The sequence below is a fragment of the Sphingobacteriales bacterium genome, assembly GCA_012517435.1.
GTDB lineage: Bacteria > Bacteroidota > Bacteroidia > CAILMK01 > JAAYUY01 > JAAYUY01.
This window is the reverse complement of sequence record JAAYUY010000098.1, coordinates 1-15935: the sequence shown is the minus strand read 5'-3', so window position 1 is coordinate 15935 and position 15935 is coordinate 1. Positions and strand designations below refer to the sequence as shown.

Here is a 15935-nt window from a genome sequence, read left to right as displayed (position 1 = left end):
TTCAATACAACAAAATAACCCATTCCGCCAAGACAATCGAAATACATTCCGTAATCAATAATGGCTTTATCTCCTGAAATGCCGGGCCTGCTGAACTTCAGAAAACCAGCTGAATTTCGGTACTTTTTATACCATGCCTTCCAGCCTTCTTCACAGCCAATGCTGAACATACAATCCAGCTCATTCTGATGAATCAGGGGAAATTGGCCGTTATCAGGGAAGTTGCCTTCCATTTTGTTCGATTTTGCAAATTCTGCTGCCAAAACTGTATCAATAGCCAAACTGTCGGATTGACTGATAAAAAAAACATAATTGATGTTTGCAAGTGAGTCTTTATCCTGATAGGTTTGCTGGACAAGATGTATTAATGCATGAGGGTGAAATTCAGAAATGATGGTTGAAATGATTTCAGTTTCTTCCGCAGTAAGGGTTCCTTCTTCCAGAGCTACTGCGGGGCAAACAGGGTATTCTTTTTTACAGGATGAAAAAATGATACTTAAAGCAATTGATAATGAAGCCGTTATGAAGAATATTTCTTTCATATTATCTGAAGTGCTTTCAGGTCGTTCAGCCATGCTTTCAGCAAACTGATTTCATCCTGTCCAATAACATTGATTTCGATGAGTTTATTGTAACACTTCATCAGATTATCCGGAATATTTTCGCTTCCTGGCGTAAGGTTCAGGTTTTCAAGTTCTTCTGCAATTCTGTTATTATTCAGATAGCCCGGTATTTCATCCTGAAAATCTTTCATCAGGTTATGTTCGTTTCTTTCCTGCCACACAGTAGGCTCATGGAAAAGGAGAAACCAGTCGTTTTCCCAAAGGATTCGCTGGGCCACGAAGCTTCTCCAGATGTCGGTCATCCGGAAACTGCAATAAGACGGAAGGTAAAGTAAGGGAAAGACTTCCTTAAACCAGGTAGTGTTCTGACTGTTGAAAGGACACCAGCTACCTTTTCCAATGGCAATTTTACCCTCTTTAAATTTAAGTGGTAATGGATAAGCAAGGCGGTAAATGGCATCCACATCAGGATTTTCATCTGCCAGTCCTTGCTGAATCGGACAAATTTTCTCCTGAATATCAAATTCTTGAATAGAGGGAACAGGTTTTTGAAGATGTTCAAGGGCAAAACCCCGTGGCCACACAAACTGTTCGCTGAAAAAATGATAAATATTTAACCATGAATTTTCTTCAGCAAATGGGACATGATGCTTGCGTTTCCTTTTTTGCCAGAATTTTGCTTTGGGGAAGTTGTCGTCATCAGTTTCAATAATTAAATCTGCACCTTCCTGAATAGCTATCAGATAACCAATGTTTTTTCGGGTGTAGTGCCTCTCAGGGCAAAGTTTTGCAAATTCAAAACTGAGTTGTCTTTGTTTTTCGATACTGTAAAAATTACAGCCTTCCAATTCAAAGTTTTCAGGCGATTTGGTGTCTCCAATGACATAAAACGAAATATTGTTTTCTGCTGAGCCATTTGCCAGTGATTGGAGTACTTCATTCTGAGAGGCAATGGAGGTAACTACCAGTGCAGTTTTCTTATTATTTTCCATTCAAAAATATTTTTCAAGGTCTATTAAATTTTCCAGCCTTGTTTGCCCACGAGCGGAACAAAACGGAAAGTATCGAGTGCCTTTTTACGTACCTCTGTTTCCGAAATTTTAGTGAGCTGATACATGGTCTGAACCTGACGATTACCCACGGGAATGATCATTTTTCCACCAATTTTTAGTTGTTTGATAAGTGCTTTGGGAATTTCAGGTGCCGCTGCCGTTACAATAATCCGGTCGAACGGGGCATGTTCAGGAAGGCCAAGTGTACCATCCCCAAGAAACATTTTAGGGTGATAATTCATCAGGGGAAGTAATATTTTTGCCTTCTCATAAAGAGCAGGAATCCTTTCAATACTGTACACATTGGCTCCCAATTCAAGTAAAACACAGGCCTGGTAGCCAGATCCAAGACCGATTTCAAGCACTTTATGGCCTTCGTCAACTTCCAGTTTTTCTGTCTGGTATGCCACAGTAAAAGGCTGGCTGATGGTTTGATCTTCATCAATTGGCATGGCCTGATCTTCATAAGCCAGTTCCTGGAAAGCACTGTCGAGGAAAAAATGGCGGGGAACTTTTTCGATAGCTTTTAAAACCCTCTCATCCTGTATTCCTTTCGACCGGATAAGCTCTACCAGTCTGCGTCTCAGACCTTTGTGCTTGTAGGTGTCGTTCAGGTCGAAATCAACGGTCATTAATTACCGGGAATATTGACATTTTTTTGAACAAAAGATAAGCAGAACCAAATAAAATGGCGTTAAAAGTGAGGTCGCCTGCAATCATATTTCTGAAGAATGGAAGCCCATCGATGTAAACCTGAATCAGGTTGTCGGATAAACCCATTCCTGTCATCCATACGCCAAAGTTGGTAATGAGATAAAACAGCACAGAGCCTGCAAGAGAGCCTCCTAAAATGTATAATGGGTTTTTATGGTTTCTGAGGTATAAACCAATGAAAATGATCAGAATAAAGGAAAGATACACAAAAGGCATGGTGGTATGAAAGCCGATAATGGCATCGGAAATCAGCATGATTGAAAGCGGAAAAATAAAAGCCAGACGTTTGCTGGTAAACCATGCACCACTAAAAAGGGCTATGGCTCCAATGGCGGTAAAGTTGGGAACATGAATGAAGAAACGCGTGCTTATTCCTGCAATAATCATGATTAATAAAATCAGATTTAGTTTTTTACTGTTATTCTCTGTCATAGCTAAAATTTTTATGAGGCAAAAATAAAGTTTTTTTTCAAAGTTTATCAACGGGGTTTAAAATAATAGCGGATACCGGCACTTGCGACCACATGAATGTAGCCGGGGTGCCTGTTCCCCCATAATTGCCAGAAGGGTGTATTGTCGGCAATACTGAAATTGTAGAGGGAGGATTGGTATCTCAGGAAGAATCTGAATTTTTCTGAAAACTCATAAAAAATCCCGATAAGCAGGCTTGATTCGGTTTTTTTTGCCAGATTGAAATTCTTATCTTCTGTTCCGTATCTGTCGATATAATTTTCATACACATTGAAGCCTAAGGCAAGACCTCCGGTGGCGCCCCATTTTTTGTAAACCAGAAAATCTGCCATTATTGGAACTTCAAGATAATCAGCACGGTATAAATTCCAGATGCCAGGCACATTTACATAGGGATCGAGGACCTTGCGGCTGCCTTTCTGTGTGTAATTCATTTCCATTCGTAAAGAAAGACGTTCCTGACGGATAGATCGGTGTTCGACAAAAACACCCATTAACAAACCACCTTTGTTAAATCCAAGCATATTGTCACCGGTAATCTGTGAGCCATTGGCCCCAAGAAGCAAGCCTCCATGAAAATATTGTGCATGGGTGGGAGAAGAAAAAAGGAAAGCAAGCATGGCTATCGAAACTGAAAGCCTTACAATAGTTATGCTTCTGAACATTCCCTGACGATTATTTTGTTTCCGAAATCATTTACCACCACCACGGATGTGTTTTTTTTCAGGTATTCTCCTTCAGTAAGTGCATTATATACATTTTCACCGATTTGAATTTTACCTGAAGGCCGCATGGGCGTAATGGTTATTCCTTTCATGCCACTAAGGGAAGCTCTTTCTTCTTTGCTTTCCGATTCCCTGAAGTCAGGTTTTTCAAGAGCTGACTGAAGAACCAACCTCTGAAAGGGTTTGCTTCGAATCATCTGACCACCGGTGGCAAAAATGACAATCACACTGATAATGAAAGAAGACATCACCACCAATAAGGCCCTGACAACTTCATCGGCTGCCGTAAATTTAAAATCGAAATATACATTATCTACCATGCTGAGGATCAATCCGGTAAGCATCAGAACGATGCCGGAAATACCCGCTATCCCAAAGCCGGGCAAGACAAATATTTCAAGAATCATGAGCCCTACTCCCAGAATAAAAACAAGGATTTCCCAACTGGCTGCCAGTTGTTCGAGGTAGAGAGGAGCAAAATAGAGTACAGCCGCAGTGATGGCAGCTGCCAATGGAAAGCCTACTCCGGGTGTCTGAAGTTCATAGTAAATGCCTGCAATGATTATCAAAATCAGAAAGCCCTGAATGACAGGATTTATGAGGAAATTGATAATCTTATCGATGATTGTATAATGAACCTCCTCAATTTTATAATTGGTAAAGCCTTCCTGAGTTAAAACTTCATCAAGGGTTTCGGCTCTGCCATCGCAATAGCATAATTTTTCAGCTTCAGAGCGGGTAAGGGTCAGTACTTTTATGGCAAAACTATCACCTTCTTTGACAGGAATGCCAACCATTTTTTCTGCAATTTCCGGGTTACGTCCTCTGAGTTCAGCTGATGCCCGCATCATGGCACGCATATAAGACTGGTATTTGTCAGGTAATTCCTGAGCATTACCGGTTACAACCGTAGCTGCTCCGATTCTGCCTGCCTTTGTCATGTAAATTTTATTACAGGAAAGCGCAATCAACGCACCGGCACTTGCTGCATTCGGGTTGATCAGCACGTAAACCGGTATTTTGGAATTAATGATTTTTTCATGAATGGAGTCGGCATCGTTGAGGGTGCCACCTGGCGTATTCATGTCGATGATAATGGCTGAAGCTCCTTTTTTTTCTGCCAGTTCAAACGATTTATTCGTTGCTCTTTTGGCTATCGGGTCTATTTGCCGTTTAAGCTCGAGTAAAACGATGACATCCCGTTTCCCTTTGTTATTTTGAGGATAGCCGTAAAAAACAGTCAGAAGCGTAATGAGACAGATAAGAAAGCCTTTTTTCATCAAACTGAAAGATTTTAATTGATTTTAGTCCGTAGCAAAAATAAGTTATTTAATACGGTTTTTAGATTGAATTTATGCCATGTCAATAATTACTGAATTTGTGGACAACTCATGTTTTTGCAATATTCACAGGATTATACTTTTGCATAAAAAATAATGCTGAAAACATGCGCAATTTATTTTTACTGATGGCAATTTCATTTTGTCTGGTACAAAATGCTTTTGCCCGCTACGATTCAATTGGGGTTAAGGAAATCAACGGGGTTAAATACATCATGCATAAGGTGGAAAAAAGTCAGGGATTGTTTGCTTTAAGTAAAAGATACGGGGTGCCGGTAGAGGATATTAAGGCTGCCAACAACGGAATCGAAACCCTCGCACTCGATCAGATCGTACTGATTCCCATGCCTAAGGTGGTGGTTGAAGAAAAAAAGTTTTATCATAAGGTTGAAAAAGGTGAAACATTGTACAAAATCTCAAAACTCTACAATGTTTCCGTTGATAATCTGAAGAAATGGAACAACCTGCAGGACGAAGCCATCAAAGAAGGCAGCGAAATACTTATTATTCAGACTGTTAAATATGTGGAAGTTGAAAAAGGCAGCGACAAAACACCTCCTAAAGTTACTCAGGACGTATCAAAAGGAGATATTTCCGAAGAAGGAATAGCAACCTGGATTGAAGACCCGACCATTGATTCAAGGAAAGCACTGGCACTTCATAAAAAAGCCCCGGTGGGCACCATTATTCTCGTTACTAATTTATTGAATGATAAGCAGGTATATGTAAAAGTGGTCGGAAATCTTCCGGCAAATGAACACAGCAACGAAATAATCAAACTTTCAAAATTTGCCGCCAAACAATTGAAAATCAGAGATCAATTTACCCGCGTCAGATTATCTTATCATATAGAATAGAAATGTTTTGAAACTTGTTTCTGAAAAAAAACGGATTGATTTACTTATTGATTCCCTGATAATTACATTTTTTTTTGGTCTTCTGTTTTCAAGAGCGCTGTTGTCTGTTTCAGCGGTTCTGATTTTTTTTACGCTCTTCCTTCATTTTAATCCTGAAGAATTGCTTAAAGGGTTAAGACAAAATCCTGCTATCTGGATGTTTTTCTTACTCCTGATTGTTTATCTGACAGATATTTTTCGATCACCTGTCAGGGAAGAATTTTTTAATGACTTTAAAAATAAGCTGTTCTTTTTCATTTTACCGGCAGCTTTTCTGAGTGCTTATGTTAAAAAACCTGCATCAGGCCATTTGACTTTAATCCTGATTTTTATTTTCCTGGTCGTTGTGACTGGCTTCCTGACTTTTTTTACCTATCTCTTTAATTATGAATACTTTAATCAAATAATTCTGCGTTCAAAGCCTATCCCTGTTTGGGGTAAACTGAACCATATTTATTACAGCCTCATGCTCTCATTTTCAACGATTATTGTGATGTTATTGTTGGTTGTTTACCGCACTCAGGTCAGTCTGTCAGGCCTGCAATACCATCGTTTGATAAAAGCTTTTCTATGGGGTTCGCTATTTGCAGGAATCGTTTTTTTACATACCATCTCTGCAAAAACCGGATTGGCTGCATTCTACATTGCATTGATCATCATTGTTTTATACCTGTCCTTAATATACAGGAAAGTTTTATTGGCTGCAATTACCCTGCTGTTGATCGCACTTATGTTTGTCTTGTCGGTAAAATATATTCCACCGCTACATAACAGATGGAATAAGCTGACAGAAGACCTGAAATCCTATCAGCAACACAAAGATATCAACCACCTTTCCCTTTCGACCCGGATTGAATACTGGAAAGCAAGCTGGTCAGTCTTTAAAGAAAACCCGGTTGCAGGTGTGGGTAATTCAAAAGTGGAGAAAAAAATGGCAGAATACTTTCAGCAAACAGGGAGTGTATTAAATGAAGAAAACAGGAGAGGACCTCATAATCAGTATCTTCATGTATTGGCTGGCACTGGTATAATTGGATTTCTTGTCTTTATTGCAATTCTGATTTTTTTATTCAAAAAAGCAGTTTACAGCAGGAATCCGCTCATGCTGGCCATTTTACTGATAAGCTGTTCAGGATTTTTATTTGAGTCGGTTCTTGAACGTCAGGCAGGGATCTGCTTTTTTATATTCTTTTCATTATTTACTGATAATGAGATTTTTAGCTTAAAAATTAATAAAGCTTAAATTCAGTATTTTCCCACCAGAGGCATACGCCTTCCTATGCCAAATGCCTTGTTGGATATCCGCAATACCGGAGGAGCCTGATAACGTTTATATTCGTTATTGTTGACCAGCTTTAGCACCCTGAAAACGGTTTTTTCATCAAATCCGGCCTGAATAATCTGATCAGCGCCTTCCTTTAATTCGATGTAACGGTAAAGTATTTTATCCAGTATTTCATATTCGGGCAGTGAATCGCTGTCTTTCTGCCCTGGTTTAAGTTCGGCACTTGGCGCTTTGGTCAGAATATTTTGCGGGATACGGATATTCTCTCTGTTGATATAATGTGCTAATTCATAGACTTCAGTTTTGTACACATCTCCCAGCACTGAAAGTCCACCGCACATATCTCCGTAAAGTGTACCATATCCGACTGCCATTTCACTTTTGTTGCTGGTATTAATTAATATGTAGCCAAATTTGTTTGAAAATGCCATCAGCAATACTGCCCTGATCCTTGCCTGAAGGTTTTCTTCGGTAATATCTTCTTTCAGTCCTTCAAAATAGGGAGATAAGACTGCCTGATATTCCTTGAAAAGACTGTTGATACTGATTACTTCGTAAGGTATCTGGTTGAGGAGACATAAATCAACCGCATCGGTAATCGAATGACTGCTTGAATACATGGAAGGCAGGAGCAGAGCTTTGACGTTTTCACTTCCAAGAGCGTCTTTCAGTAAAACAGCAACTACTGCCGAATCAATACCTCCTGATAGTCCCAGGACGGCTTTCTGAAACCCCATTTTACTGAAATAATCAGCAATTCCTGTTATTAAAGCCTGATAAATCTGACTGGTTTTTTCAAAAACAGGAAGCTGAGTCTCCGGAATTGCTTCAATATGTTCAAATTCAATATATGAGATGTCTTCTTTAAAATAAGGAGACTGATGCAATACCTGTCCCCGTCTGTTTAAAACTTTGGAAGCCCCGTCAAATATAATATCGGTTTGTGCCCCGCTGTGATTGACATAGATGATGGGCAAATCATACGTTAAGGCAATGTTTTTCAGAACAGTTGACCTTTCCTGATCGTGTGTTGTGGAAAACGGACTGGCAGAAATGTTAATAATCAGTTCAGGCTTTTGGCGGATGAGTTCATCCAGGGGATTTAAGGAATAATAAATGGTTTCAATGTTCCAGATATCTTCACAAATGGTCAGGGCTATTCTGATACCATGACTTTCAATGGTTTCAAAATCTTTATTGGGTTCAAAATACCTGCACTCGTCAAAAACATCATAGTCAGGCAACAGAGTCTTGTGAATGATTTGCCTGATTTGTCCATCAGAAATGAAATAAGCGGAATTGTAAATCTTTTTTCCTGAGCCCGATTTGTTGAAGGAGGGAGCGCCAAGAATTACGTCTATTCCTTTGCAGGCCTGAGATATTTGACAAATAGCATTATCGCAGGATGTCAGGAAATGATTGATTTCGAGCAAATCGTGTGGCGGATAGCCTGTTACAGCAAGTTCAGGAAAAATAACAAGATCAGCACCGGCTTCTTTACAGCTTTCAATACACCGGATAATTTTTTCTGTGTTTTCTTTAAAAGCCCCAACAATAAAATTTAATTGGGCAATGGCAATTTTCATCTAATACCATTAAAAAATAATTCCAAGGTCAAGTGAAATATAATTTGGTTTCAGAGCAATGTCGGTCAGGTCGATTTCAGGGAAAATAGTTGATTTTTTGCGGTTCATTCTCAGCAGTCCGTTATGGTAGGTGAGGCCTGCCATGAATGCGGTGTTGCCAAGCAGATAATACTGAACGCCTGCACCAATGAAGAACTGGGCGTTAAAAAAATTAACCTGATCAGAATTGCTCTGGTTGTTCAATCTGGCAGAAGTATTCAGCATTGGGCTGACACCAATTTTCCCAAAAAATTTCATGTTTGCTATCTCGTTGGTTTTCATTTTGATTGCAACAGGGATGTTGACATATTGCTGCTTCCATTTGGTGATGATAGTATTGATAGAGTCGAGATGTGAGGTGGTATATTTGAGGGTCGCGAAGTCAATATCAAAATTGAGTGCATAATTATCCGTAAAATTGTAGTCAAGCATCAGTCCATAGGAAAAATTCACACCTGCACCGTCATTCGAAATAGTATTGGAAAAATCGCTTTTAACCCATGAGATATGGGGACTGAATTTTAACCCGAGATTGACTTTCTGTGCTGAAACATTCAGGCTGAATAAGATTACAGTTACAATTACAATAAGCTTTTTCATTTTTAGTTATTTTTGCAAAGTTCAGAAAACAAGGATAATTTTTTGATATGCAAAAATACAAATTTCTGTTGATTCTATTGCCCTTTTTTATTATTCTGTCTTCATGCAGGGAAAAAGATCGTTTCCATCCCGATATATCAGCTGTTCATGCCAATCTGATGATTCACCGTTACGACAGTGAACTGGTAAAACTGGATGAGAATAATTACCTGATGGAATTCAGGCATTTAAACGAAAAATATCCGTTGATGACAGAATTTTTTATTGAACAGATAGCGAGAGCCGGAAAGGTTGATGATTCCATGAGTTATTACCGCCTTAAACCAGTTATCTTCGACCGTTACACGCAGGAACTCTATGAAGAAACAGAGAAGAGATTTGCGGATTTTCATACGCTTATCCCTCATATTCAGAAAGCCTTTGACTACCTGAAATACTATTACCCTGATACCGTTTTGCCTGAAATTTACACGACTATCAGCAATTTTGGCTTTTCGGCAGCTACTTATGAATCAATACTTTCCGTTTCGCTCGATATGTACCTCGGAAATGATTACCGTTACTATGACGGTTTGTTTTCGAAATACCAGTATCGTCATTTTGTCCGTCAACAGTTGGTTCCCGATATTGTCAGGGTAATGTTCACCCGTTTTTATCCTGAAGATTCTTTTGCAGGCAATAATCTGCTCTCGAAAATGATTTATCATGGAAAAATGGCTTTGTTTCTGAAAATGATGATACCGGACTGCCCTGATACCATTATTCATAAATATTCAGAAAAACAATTGGACTGGGCAGAAAAATATGAAGGGCAGATTTGGCACCAGCTGGTGGAGAATAAGGTGCTATTTGAAACAGAAACCTATAAAATCAGCCGCTATCTTGATGATGCCCCATTTACAAATGCCTATAAATTTCCTCAGGAATGTCCGCCACGTATTGCAGCATGGGTTGGATACCGTATTATCGAAAACTACCTGAAAAAATACCCGGATGTGAATTTAATTGATTTTCTTGCAGAAAAAGATTACAATAAGATTTTAAATCTGTCTCAGTACAAACCGAAACTTTAGCAGGAAAAAAAGATTATTCTTTGGAAATGGTTTTGGTGATAACCTTTCCGTTTTCAGCACGGTACATGACGACATACATGCCGTTTTGCAGATTCTCAAAGGAAATTCTCATCCTGTCGGAATTGTAAATATCTTTCTTTAAAATCCGCCTTCCCAGGATATTGTAAATCTCAATGGAATGATTCCCTTTTCTGGTAAATCTGATGTCAAGATAATCTTTAACAGGATTGGGATACATGCTGAAATCAATCCTGACAGAGCTGTTGTTATTGATACTGTTTGGAACAATAGTGCCTTTGGAATAAAGTGAAATACCGTTTGAATATTCCCCTACAGGATAAATGTAAACGACAACTGTTCCTGTTCCGGTATTACCACCCGGGTAAAAATGAACCTGAAAAAGACCGGAGTCTCCTGCAGCCAGTGTGAATTCCTGACTGTCAGTATTGGCGTAGCAGTTGTTTACATCGCATATTGCAAAAGTCCACGATGAAGGAATATTGGAAGATACAACCACCCATCTGTATGTTTGACTGTATCCACTGGTATTATAAACCTTATTGTGCGTAATAATTTCAAAATCAGAAGGATAACCTGTTACAGTCATGGAATCATATTTGGCATTAATTTTACCCACATTACGTTTCTGGGCATGGGCTGAAATGCTGATGATGAATGCCAATGTTAGGATTATGTAGAATTTCTTCATTAAGTAGCTGTTAATTTTATTTTGCAAAGTTAATTTATCTTTAAACAGTTTGAAAATTTTTTTTCACATTATCCACAATTTGCAAAAACAATTCCATTCACTCTTAGTAATTCCGTAAATCTGCCAATGGATACCTTTTTATGTTATTTGGTAAAATATGCAATCTTTTCCAGAGAGGTTACGATGTCATATTCTTCAAGATAAACATTTTCAGGTACATCCAGAAGAGTGGAAGTGAGGTTTAAAATTCCTTTTATCCCCGATTTCACCATCAGATTTTTTATTTCTACTGCTGCCTCAGGAGGAGTGGTGATGATTCCTATTGAAATTTCGAACTGTCGAACCACTGCCTCAAACTCGTCCAGATGGTAACACCTGACTCCTGATGAACATTTGGAGATTTTTTCTTTGTCAATATCAAAGCTGGCAAGAACTTTAATAAATTCCCGCTTGTTTGCCAGATGCCGGGCTATTGCTCTGCCGAGATTTCCCATTCCTACCACAGCAGCATATCTGGTTTCCGGTGGATCAATCACTTTTCCTATTGAATGGATCAGGTCTTTTACCTGATAACCTTTACCGGAACTTCCTGAATATTTCATCAGCATGAGGTCTCTTCTGACCTGAACAGGCGTAAAATGAAGTAAATCAGCAATTTCGTGTGAATAAATGTATTCCTTTTTAACCCTGCTGATAAGAGCCCTTCGGTATAAACTTAATCTCTCAACAGTTTTTCCGGGAAGTGTTTTTTTCATTTATTTCTCTTAAGTGAGTTGTTTTTTTAGCCATTTATACCATTTTTCCATTCCTTCTCCACTTTTTACCGATAATTCAATAAATTCAATTTTCGGATTGATTCTCAGGGCAAATTCCTTCAGTTTTGACAAATCAAAATCAAGGTAGGGAAGAAGGTCAGTTTTGTTGATGATACATAAATGAGAAGTATTGAACATGTAAGGATATTTCAGGGGTTTGTCTTCTCCTTCGGTAGTACTGATGATGACTATTCTTTTTTTCTCTCCCAGATCAAACAAAGCCGGGCAAACCAGATTGCCGACATTTTCAATAAACAGAACGCTTCCCTCTGGTGGAGCAAGTTCTTTTACTGCTTTATTGATCATTTCTGCATCAAGGTGGCAGCCTGTACCGGTGTTGATTTGAACGACACTGGCTCCTGTTTTATGTATTCTTTCAGCATCATTTGTGGTTTGCTGATCACCTTCAATGACTGAAAAATGAATCTCATCTTTCAATGTCTGAATGGTTTTTTCGAGAAGGCTTGTTTTTCCCGAGCCCGGGCTGCTGACGAGGTTAAATGAAGTTATATTCTTTGCTTCCAGATATCCTCTGTTTCTTTCTGCCAGCAGGTCATTCTTACCAAGAATATTTTTTTCAACCTCATGATAATGAGTATGTGAGTGATCTTCAGGATGTTCTGTGTGCTCGTGGGTATGAGGAACAGAGCCTCCTTCATGTTCATGATGAACATGATGGTGGTGGCTGTGAGAATGTGTACCATCTTCGTGATGATGTTCATGAGTATGATCGTAATGATGTTCATGAAAATCACTGTCTTCTGAAAATTTATGATAAATGATATTTTTATTATCGTTGCAACCGCATGTATCACACATAATTCAACTTTTTATTTAATGGCAAAATTAGTATTAAATTTTTTAAGTGGACAATCTTCAAGCACAGTTAAAAGCTGGAATAGGATAGGAGGGGTAATAAAATCTGGTTTAAAACTAATAAATTAAAACATTAATCACCTTACTACATTGATAGTTCCTTTAAAGATATTACCTTGTTTTGTCTTGATAAGATAAAAATATGCATTTTCAGGCAGATTATTACCTTTATATGTAGCATCCCAATTATTATTATAATTATCAGAAGCAAATAATAAATCACCATAACGATTAAAAATTCTGATACTGACTGGCTTAAAATAATCCAGATTAAATATTTTCAGGTAATCATTGATGTTGTCGCCATTTGGAGTTATTACATCTGTTATTTTAAACTCAGGATTTTCCAAAATATTTAGGTAAAACGAAGCTGTATCTTTGCAGCCATTTGCTGAAAAAACTGTTATTTTATAATAGCCTTTGGTATTTACAGTAATTGTTTTGACAGTATCTCCGGTTGACCAAAGATTAGAGGTAAAATTGCCAAAAGCAGTTACAGTAAGATATTGGTCAGAATATATTGTAGTTGAATCTGAAAAAGAAAGAAAAACAGATGGTTGTGGATATATTTCAATGGATTTTGTTATTGTATCTTTACAAAAATAATTTGAAGATGCAATGAGTTGGATGGAATAAATACCTGCACTTGTATATAAATGGCCATGATCAATTTTGATTATAGCGTCTTTGCCGTCACCATAATTCCAGAAAAGCATTTTTATTGAATCATTAATAATGGATGATTTATTTATAATCCATGCAGTATCATTTGCACATCTGTTAATGACATCAAAATCGGCAGTTGGCTTGAAAGAAACATAAGTAGTTTTAACAACAGAATCGAAACAACCTTGTGATGAAATTACTGACAGTCGGATAAATTTATTACCCCCTGATGAATACTGTGTTGAAACCTTAGAACCGGTGCTATCATCAACGATATTATCATTATTAAAATCCCAGTAATACCTGATTATTGAATCTCCAAATAAAATTGTCTTATCCTGAATAGAGAATAATTGATTTTGGCAAATAAAATCAGGAAGAAAAAAATCAGCAATTGGCGACTGATAAATGGGGATGACTTTGTAAACTGTTGAAAACGACTTTGTAGTATTGACTTTCATTCCAATCCTATAATTACCGGTGGCTTGGAACTTAATTTTTATCAAAGAACCTGAAGCATCATTGAAAAGTGAATCATTATCTAAATCCCATAAAATAGATATAATAGAATCCGGAGGATTAGCTGAAAAATATAAAACGGTTGAGTCACCAAAACATAAAGAATCGAATAAGAAATCAACATTAAAAGCTTTCAAAACATAAATAGGTTTTGAAAAACTATCATTACATCCATTTCTGGAAGTTACTGTCAGTTTTGCAGTATATTTTCCAGTATCTGAGTATGAATGCGATGGATTTTTAATAGTGTCGTATGAATTATCCCCGAAATCCCAGTAAAAACTAAGTGAGTCAATTGTTGGACCCGATAAATTTGTAAATGAAAAAGAATTACCATTTAAAAACTGAGCAGTGTCTGAAACTGTAAAAACTGCGACAGGAGAAGGCATTACATAAAGCTTTTTATATGCTGTGTCTTGGCAAAAAGCATTAGCAACAATAAGTTCTACATTAAAGGTGTCTGCTGTTTTGTAGTGGTAAGCAGGATTTTCTAATGCAGAAGAATCATTATTTCCAAAATTCCAAAGGTATGATGTTGAAAAGTTAGAATCAATTTTACTGTTGTTGATAAACTGAAACAAATTATTATTAAGACATTGAATTGTATCATTGACATTAAATTGTGCACTTGGTTTGGGGCAAATTGTCAGTAAGAGAACAATAATACTGTCGCAATTACATGGGAGCTTTATAGTGTCAAAATATGTTCCTGATTGAGTCAAATATTTATTATTAAAGTAAAAACTATCACAGGCTGAAACAATGATAGTATCAAATATTGAATCTTGTATTTCAATGAATTTTGCAATTACTGCATCAACTGAACCACCATATAAAGGCTGTGTGGGGTGTGAAGTACATAAAAAGGAATCTGATCCAGTTCTAAAAGTAATAAATATTGAAGTATCAAGTGTTGTCATTCCCCAGCTTAAATCACCTTCTGACTTATTGCCGCCATAATAAGTTCCCCAACATCTGTTGCAATCGCTATCAAAACAATTTATAAACATATCAGTGTTTTTGTTTTTAAACTTTTGATGAGTTTTAGAAGATGAAATGTTATTTTCAGACGAAGTGGTTCCTAATATAAGAAGTTTATTATTAATGTATTGAGAAATTCTGTAAATATAATCTTTTCCAGCACCTCCAATATATGTACACCATATTCTTTTTTCATTGGTATCAAATTTAACAATAAAACCATCAACAAATCCACCACCATGCTTATCTTGATGTACCCCTTTAGACGAAATTGCAGTTGAGGATGAAGTCGAACCAGCAACATAAATAAAATTATTTGAATCAACAAATACTGAATTAGCTGCATCAATACCAGTTCCTCCGTAATAGGTGCTCCATTTTATTTTCCCTGATGTGTCAAATTCTGCAATCACTGCATCTTCCCATCCTCCAAAAACTGATTGATAACAGCCTGTTGAAGCAATGTTGTATATAGAATTTGTTTGACCACATACGACAATTTTTGAGTGATTATTGTTTAAAGTAATATATCGGAGATATGTTGTTGCCTGCCCAAAATAGCTTCCCCAAATCAATTTCCCTGAATCATTAAATTTACATAAAAATCCGTTTCTTCCATTTCCAGATAAATTGGATTGGTAAGCACCTAAGGTCGCTATATTATCAATTGAACTCGTAGATCCTGTGATATAAATGTTAAAATGTTGATCGATATCGATTGATAAACAGTTATCTTCAGAACTTCCCCCATAATAAGTACCCCATATACGCATCCCTGATGTATCAAATTTTGCTAAAAATACATCATATTTGCCATTGTTTGTTACCTGATGTGTTAATATTGTACTCATACCTGAAATAGACCTTGTATTACCACATAGATAGATTTTATTATTTTTGAATAATATACTGCTGTATTCTTCTGATGAGTCATTTCCATAATAAGTAGCCCATATTCTTTTTCCCGATGTATCAGCTTTAAGTATAAAAATATCAAGATTGCCACTGAAAACTGACTGGTAAGC

General features: G+C 37.3%; 15 protein-coding genes. 3 read left to right on the top strand and 12 right to left on the bottom strand.

What is annotated here, in order from left to right; genetic code table 11:
* From GX437_05945 to GX437_05920, 6 genes are all read right to left on the bottom strand, one after another.
* On the bottom strand, positions 1–575 hold a 575-nt coding region (locus GX437_05945; GenBank protein NLJ07194.1), incomplete at its 3' end, for a hypothetical protein.
* Complete coding sequence (locus GX437_05940; GenBank protein ID NLJ07193.1) at positions 539–1555, bottom strand: DUF288 domain-containing protein; 1017 nt, start codon at positions 1553–1555, stop codon at positions 539–541. The genes GX437_05945 and GX437_05940, both read right to left, overlap by 37 nt.
* Before the next feature lie 23 nt (positions 1556–1578).
* Positions 1579–2229 carry a protein-L-isoaspartate(D-aspartate) O-methyltransferase gene (locus tag GX437_05935; GenBank protein ID NLJ07192.1) on the bottom strand — a complete coding sequence of 217 codons (651 nt, stop codon included), beginning with the start codon at positions 2227–2229 and terminating at the stop codon, positions 1579–1581.
* Between the two features lie 7 nt (positions 2230–2236).
* Positions 2237–2761, bottom strand: a complete 525-nt coding sequence (locus GX437_05930) for a hypothetical protein (GenBank protein NLJ07191.1) — start codon at positions 2759–2761, stop codon at positions 2237–2239.
* A gap of 47 nt (positions 2762–2808) precedes the next feature.
* Positions 2809–3465, bottom strand: a complete 657-nt coding sequence (locus tag GX437_05925; GenBank protein ID NLJ07190.1) for a PorT family protein — start codon at positions 3463–3465, stop codon at positions 2809–2811.
* Complete coding sequence (locus tag GX437_05920; protein ID NLJ07189.1) at positions 3450–4808, bottom strand: nodulation protein NfeD; 1359 nt, start codon at positions 4806–4808, stop codon at positions 3450–3452. The genes GX437_05925 and GX437_05920 overlap by 16 nt, the downstream gene beginning before the upstream one ends.
* A gap of 164 nt (positions 4809–4972) precedes the next feature.
* Here GX437_05920 and GX437_05915 point away from each other — a divergent pair, with 164 nt between their 5' ends.
* Positions 4973–5722, top strand: a complete 750-nt coding sequence (locus tag GX437_05915; GenBank protein NLJ07188.1) for a LysM peptidoglycan-binding domain-containing protein — start codon at positions 4973–4975, stop codon at positions 5720–5722.
* Positions 5723–5729: 7 nt separating this feature from the next.
* Entirely contained in the window at positions 5730–7004 is a 1275-nt protein-coding gene (locus GX437_05910) for an O-antigen ligase family protein (protein NLJ07187.1), read from the top strand.
* Between the two features lie 2 nt (positions 7005–7006).
* Here GX437_05910 and GX437_05905 read toward each other — a convergent pair whose 3' ends face one another.
* The gene (locus tag GX437_05905) at positions 7007–8632 is read right to left on the bottom strand and encodes an NAD+ synthase (GenBank protein NLJ07186.1); all 1626 of its coding nucleotides are present in this window, start codon (positions 8630–8632) and stop codon (positions 7007–7009) included.
* Positions 8633–8641: 9 nt separating this feature from the next.
* Positions 8642–9271 carry a PorT family protein gene (locus GX437_05900; protein NLJ07185.1) on the bottom strand — a complete coding sequence of 210 codons (630 nt, stop codon included), beginning with the start codon at positions 9269–9271 and terminating at the stop codon, positions 8642–8644.
* A gap of 47 nt (positions 9272–9318) precedes the next feature.
* Between GX437_05900 and GX437_05895 the strand changes: the two genes are divergently transcribed.
* Entirely contained in the window at positions 9319–10344 is a 1026-nt protein-coding gene (locus GX437_05895) for a hypothetical protein (protein NLJ07184.1), read from the top strand.
* Positions 10345–10357: 13 nt separating this feature from the next.
* Here the strand turns inward: GX437_05895 and GX437_05890 are convergent, their stop codons facing one another.
* The 4 genes from GX437_05890 to GX437_05875 all read right to left on the bottom strand — a co-directional run.
* Complete coding sequence (locus GX437_05890; protein ID NLJ07183.1) at positions 10358–11053, bottom strand: T9SS type A sorting domain-containing protein; 696 nt, start codon at positions 11051–11053, stop codon at positions 10358–10360.
* Between the two features lie 143 nt (positions 11054–11196).
* Positions 11197–11808, bottom strand: a complete 612-nt coding sequence (locus GX437_05885; GenBank protein ID NLJ07182.1) for a redox-sensing transcriptional repressor Rex — start codon at positions 11806–11808, stop codon at positions 11197–11199.
* 9 nt (positions 11809–11817) lie between these two features.
* The gene (gene hypB / locus GX437_05880; protein NLJ07181.1) at positions 11818–12687 is read right to left on the bottom strand and encodes a hydrogenase nickel incorporation protein HypB; all 870 of its coding nucleotides are present in this window, start codon (positions 12685–12687) and stop codon (positions 11818–11820) included.
* A 134-nt stretch (positions 12688–12821) separates the two neighbouring features.
* A partial coding sequence (locus GX437_05875; GenBank protein ID NLJ07180.1) for a PKD domain-containing protein occupies positions 12822–15935 on the bottom strand: 3114 nt, incomplete at its 5' end.

What these genes read in the sequence shown, in the direction of transcription:
- GX437_05940 (NLJ07193.1), bottom strand. Translation starts at nt 1,555, where the DNA reads ATGGAAAATAATAAGAAAACTGCACTGGTAGTTACCTCCATTGCCTCT.
- GX437_05930 (NLJ07191.1), bottom strand. Translation starts at nt 2,761, where the DNA reads ATGACAGAGAATAACAGTAAAAAACTAAATCTGATTTTATTAATCATG.
- GX437_05925 (NLJ07190.1), bottom strand. Translation starts at nt 3,465, where the DNA reads ATGTTCAGAAGCATAACTATTGTAAGGCTTTCAGTTTCGATAGCCATG.
- GX437_05915 (NLJ07188.1), top strand. Translation starts at nt 4,973, where the DNA reads ATGCGCAATTTATTTTTACTGATGGCAATTTCATTTTGTCTGGTACAA.
- GX437_05905 (NLJ07186.1), bottom strand. Translation starts at nt 8,632, where the DNA reads ATGAAAATTGCCATTGCCCAATTAAATTTTATTGTTGGGGCTTTTAAA.
- GX437_05900 (NLJ07185.1), bottom strand. Translation starts at nt 9,271, where the DNA reads ATGAAAAAGCTTATTGTAATTGTAACTGTAATCTTATTCAGCCTGAAT.
- GX437_05895 (NLJ07184.1), top strand. Translation starts at nt 9,319, where the DNA reads ATGCAAAAATACAAATTTCTGTTGATTCTATTGCCCTTTTTTATTATT.
- GX437_05890 (NLJ07183.1), bottom strand. Translation starts at nt 11,053, where the DNA reads ATGAAGAAATTCTACATAATCCTAACATTGGCATTCATCATCAGCATT.
- GX437_05885 (NLJ07182.1), bottom strand. Translation starts at nt 11,808, where the DNA reads ATGAAAAAAACACTTCCCGGAAAAACTGTTGAGAGATTAAGTTTATAC.
- hypB (NLJ07181.1), bottom strand. Translation starts at nt 12,687, where the DNA reads ATGTGTGATACATGCGGTTGCAACGATAATAAAAATATCATTTATCAT.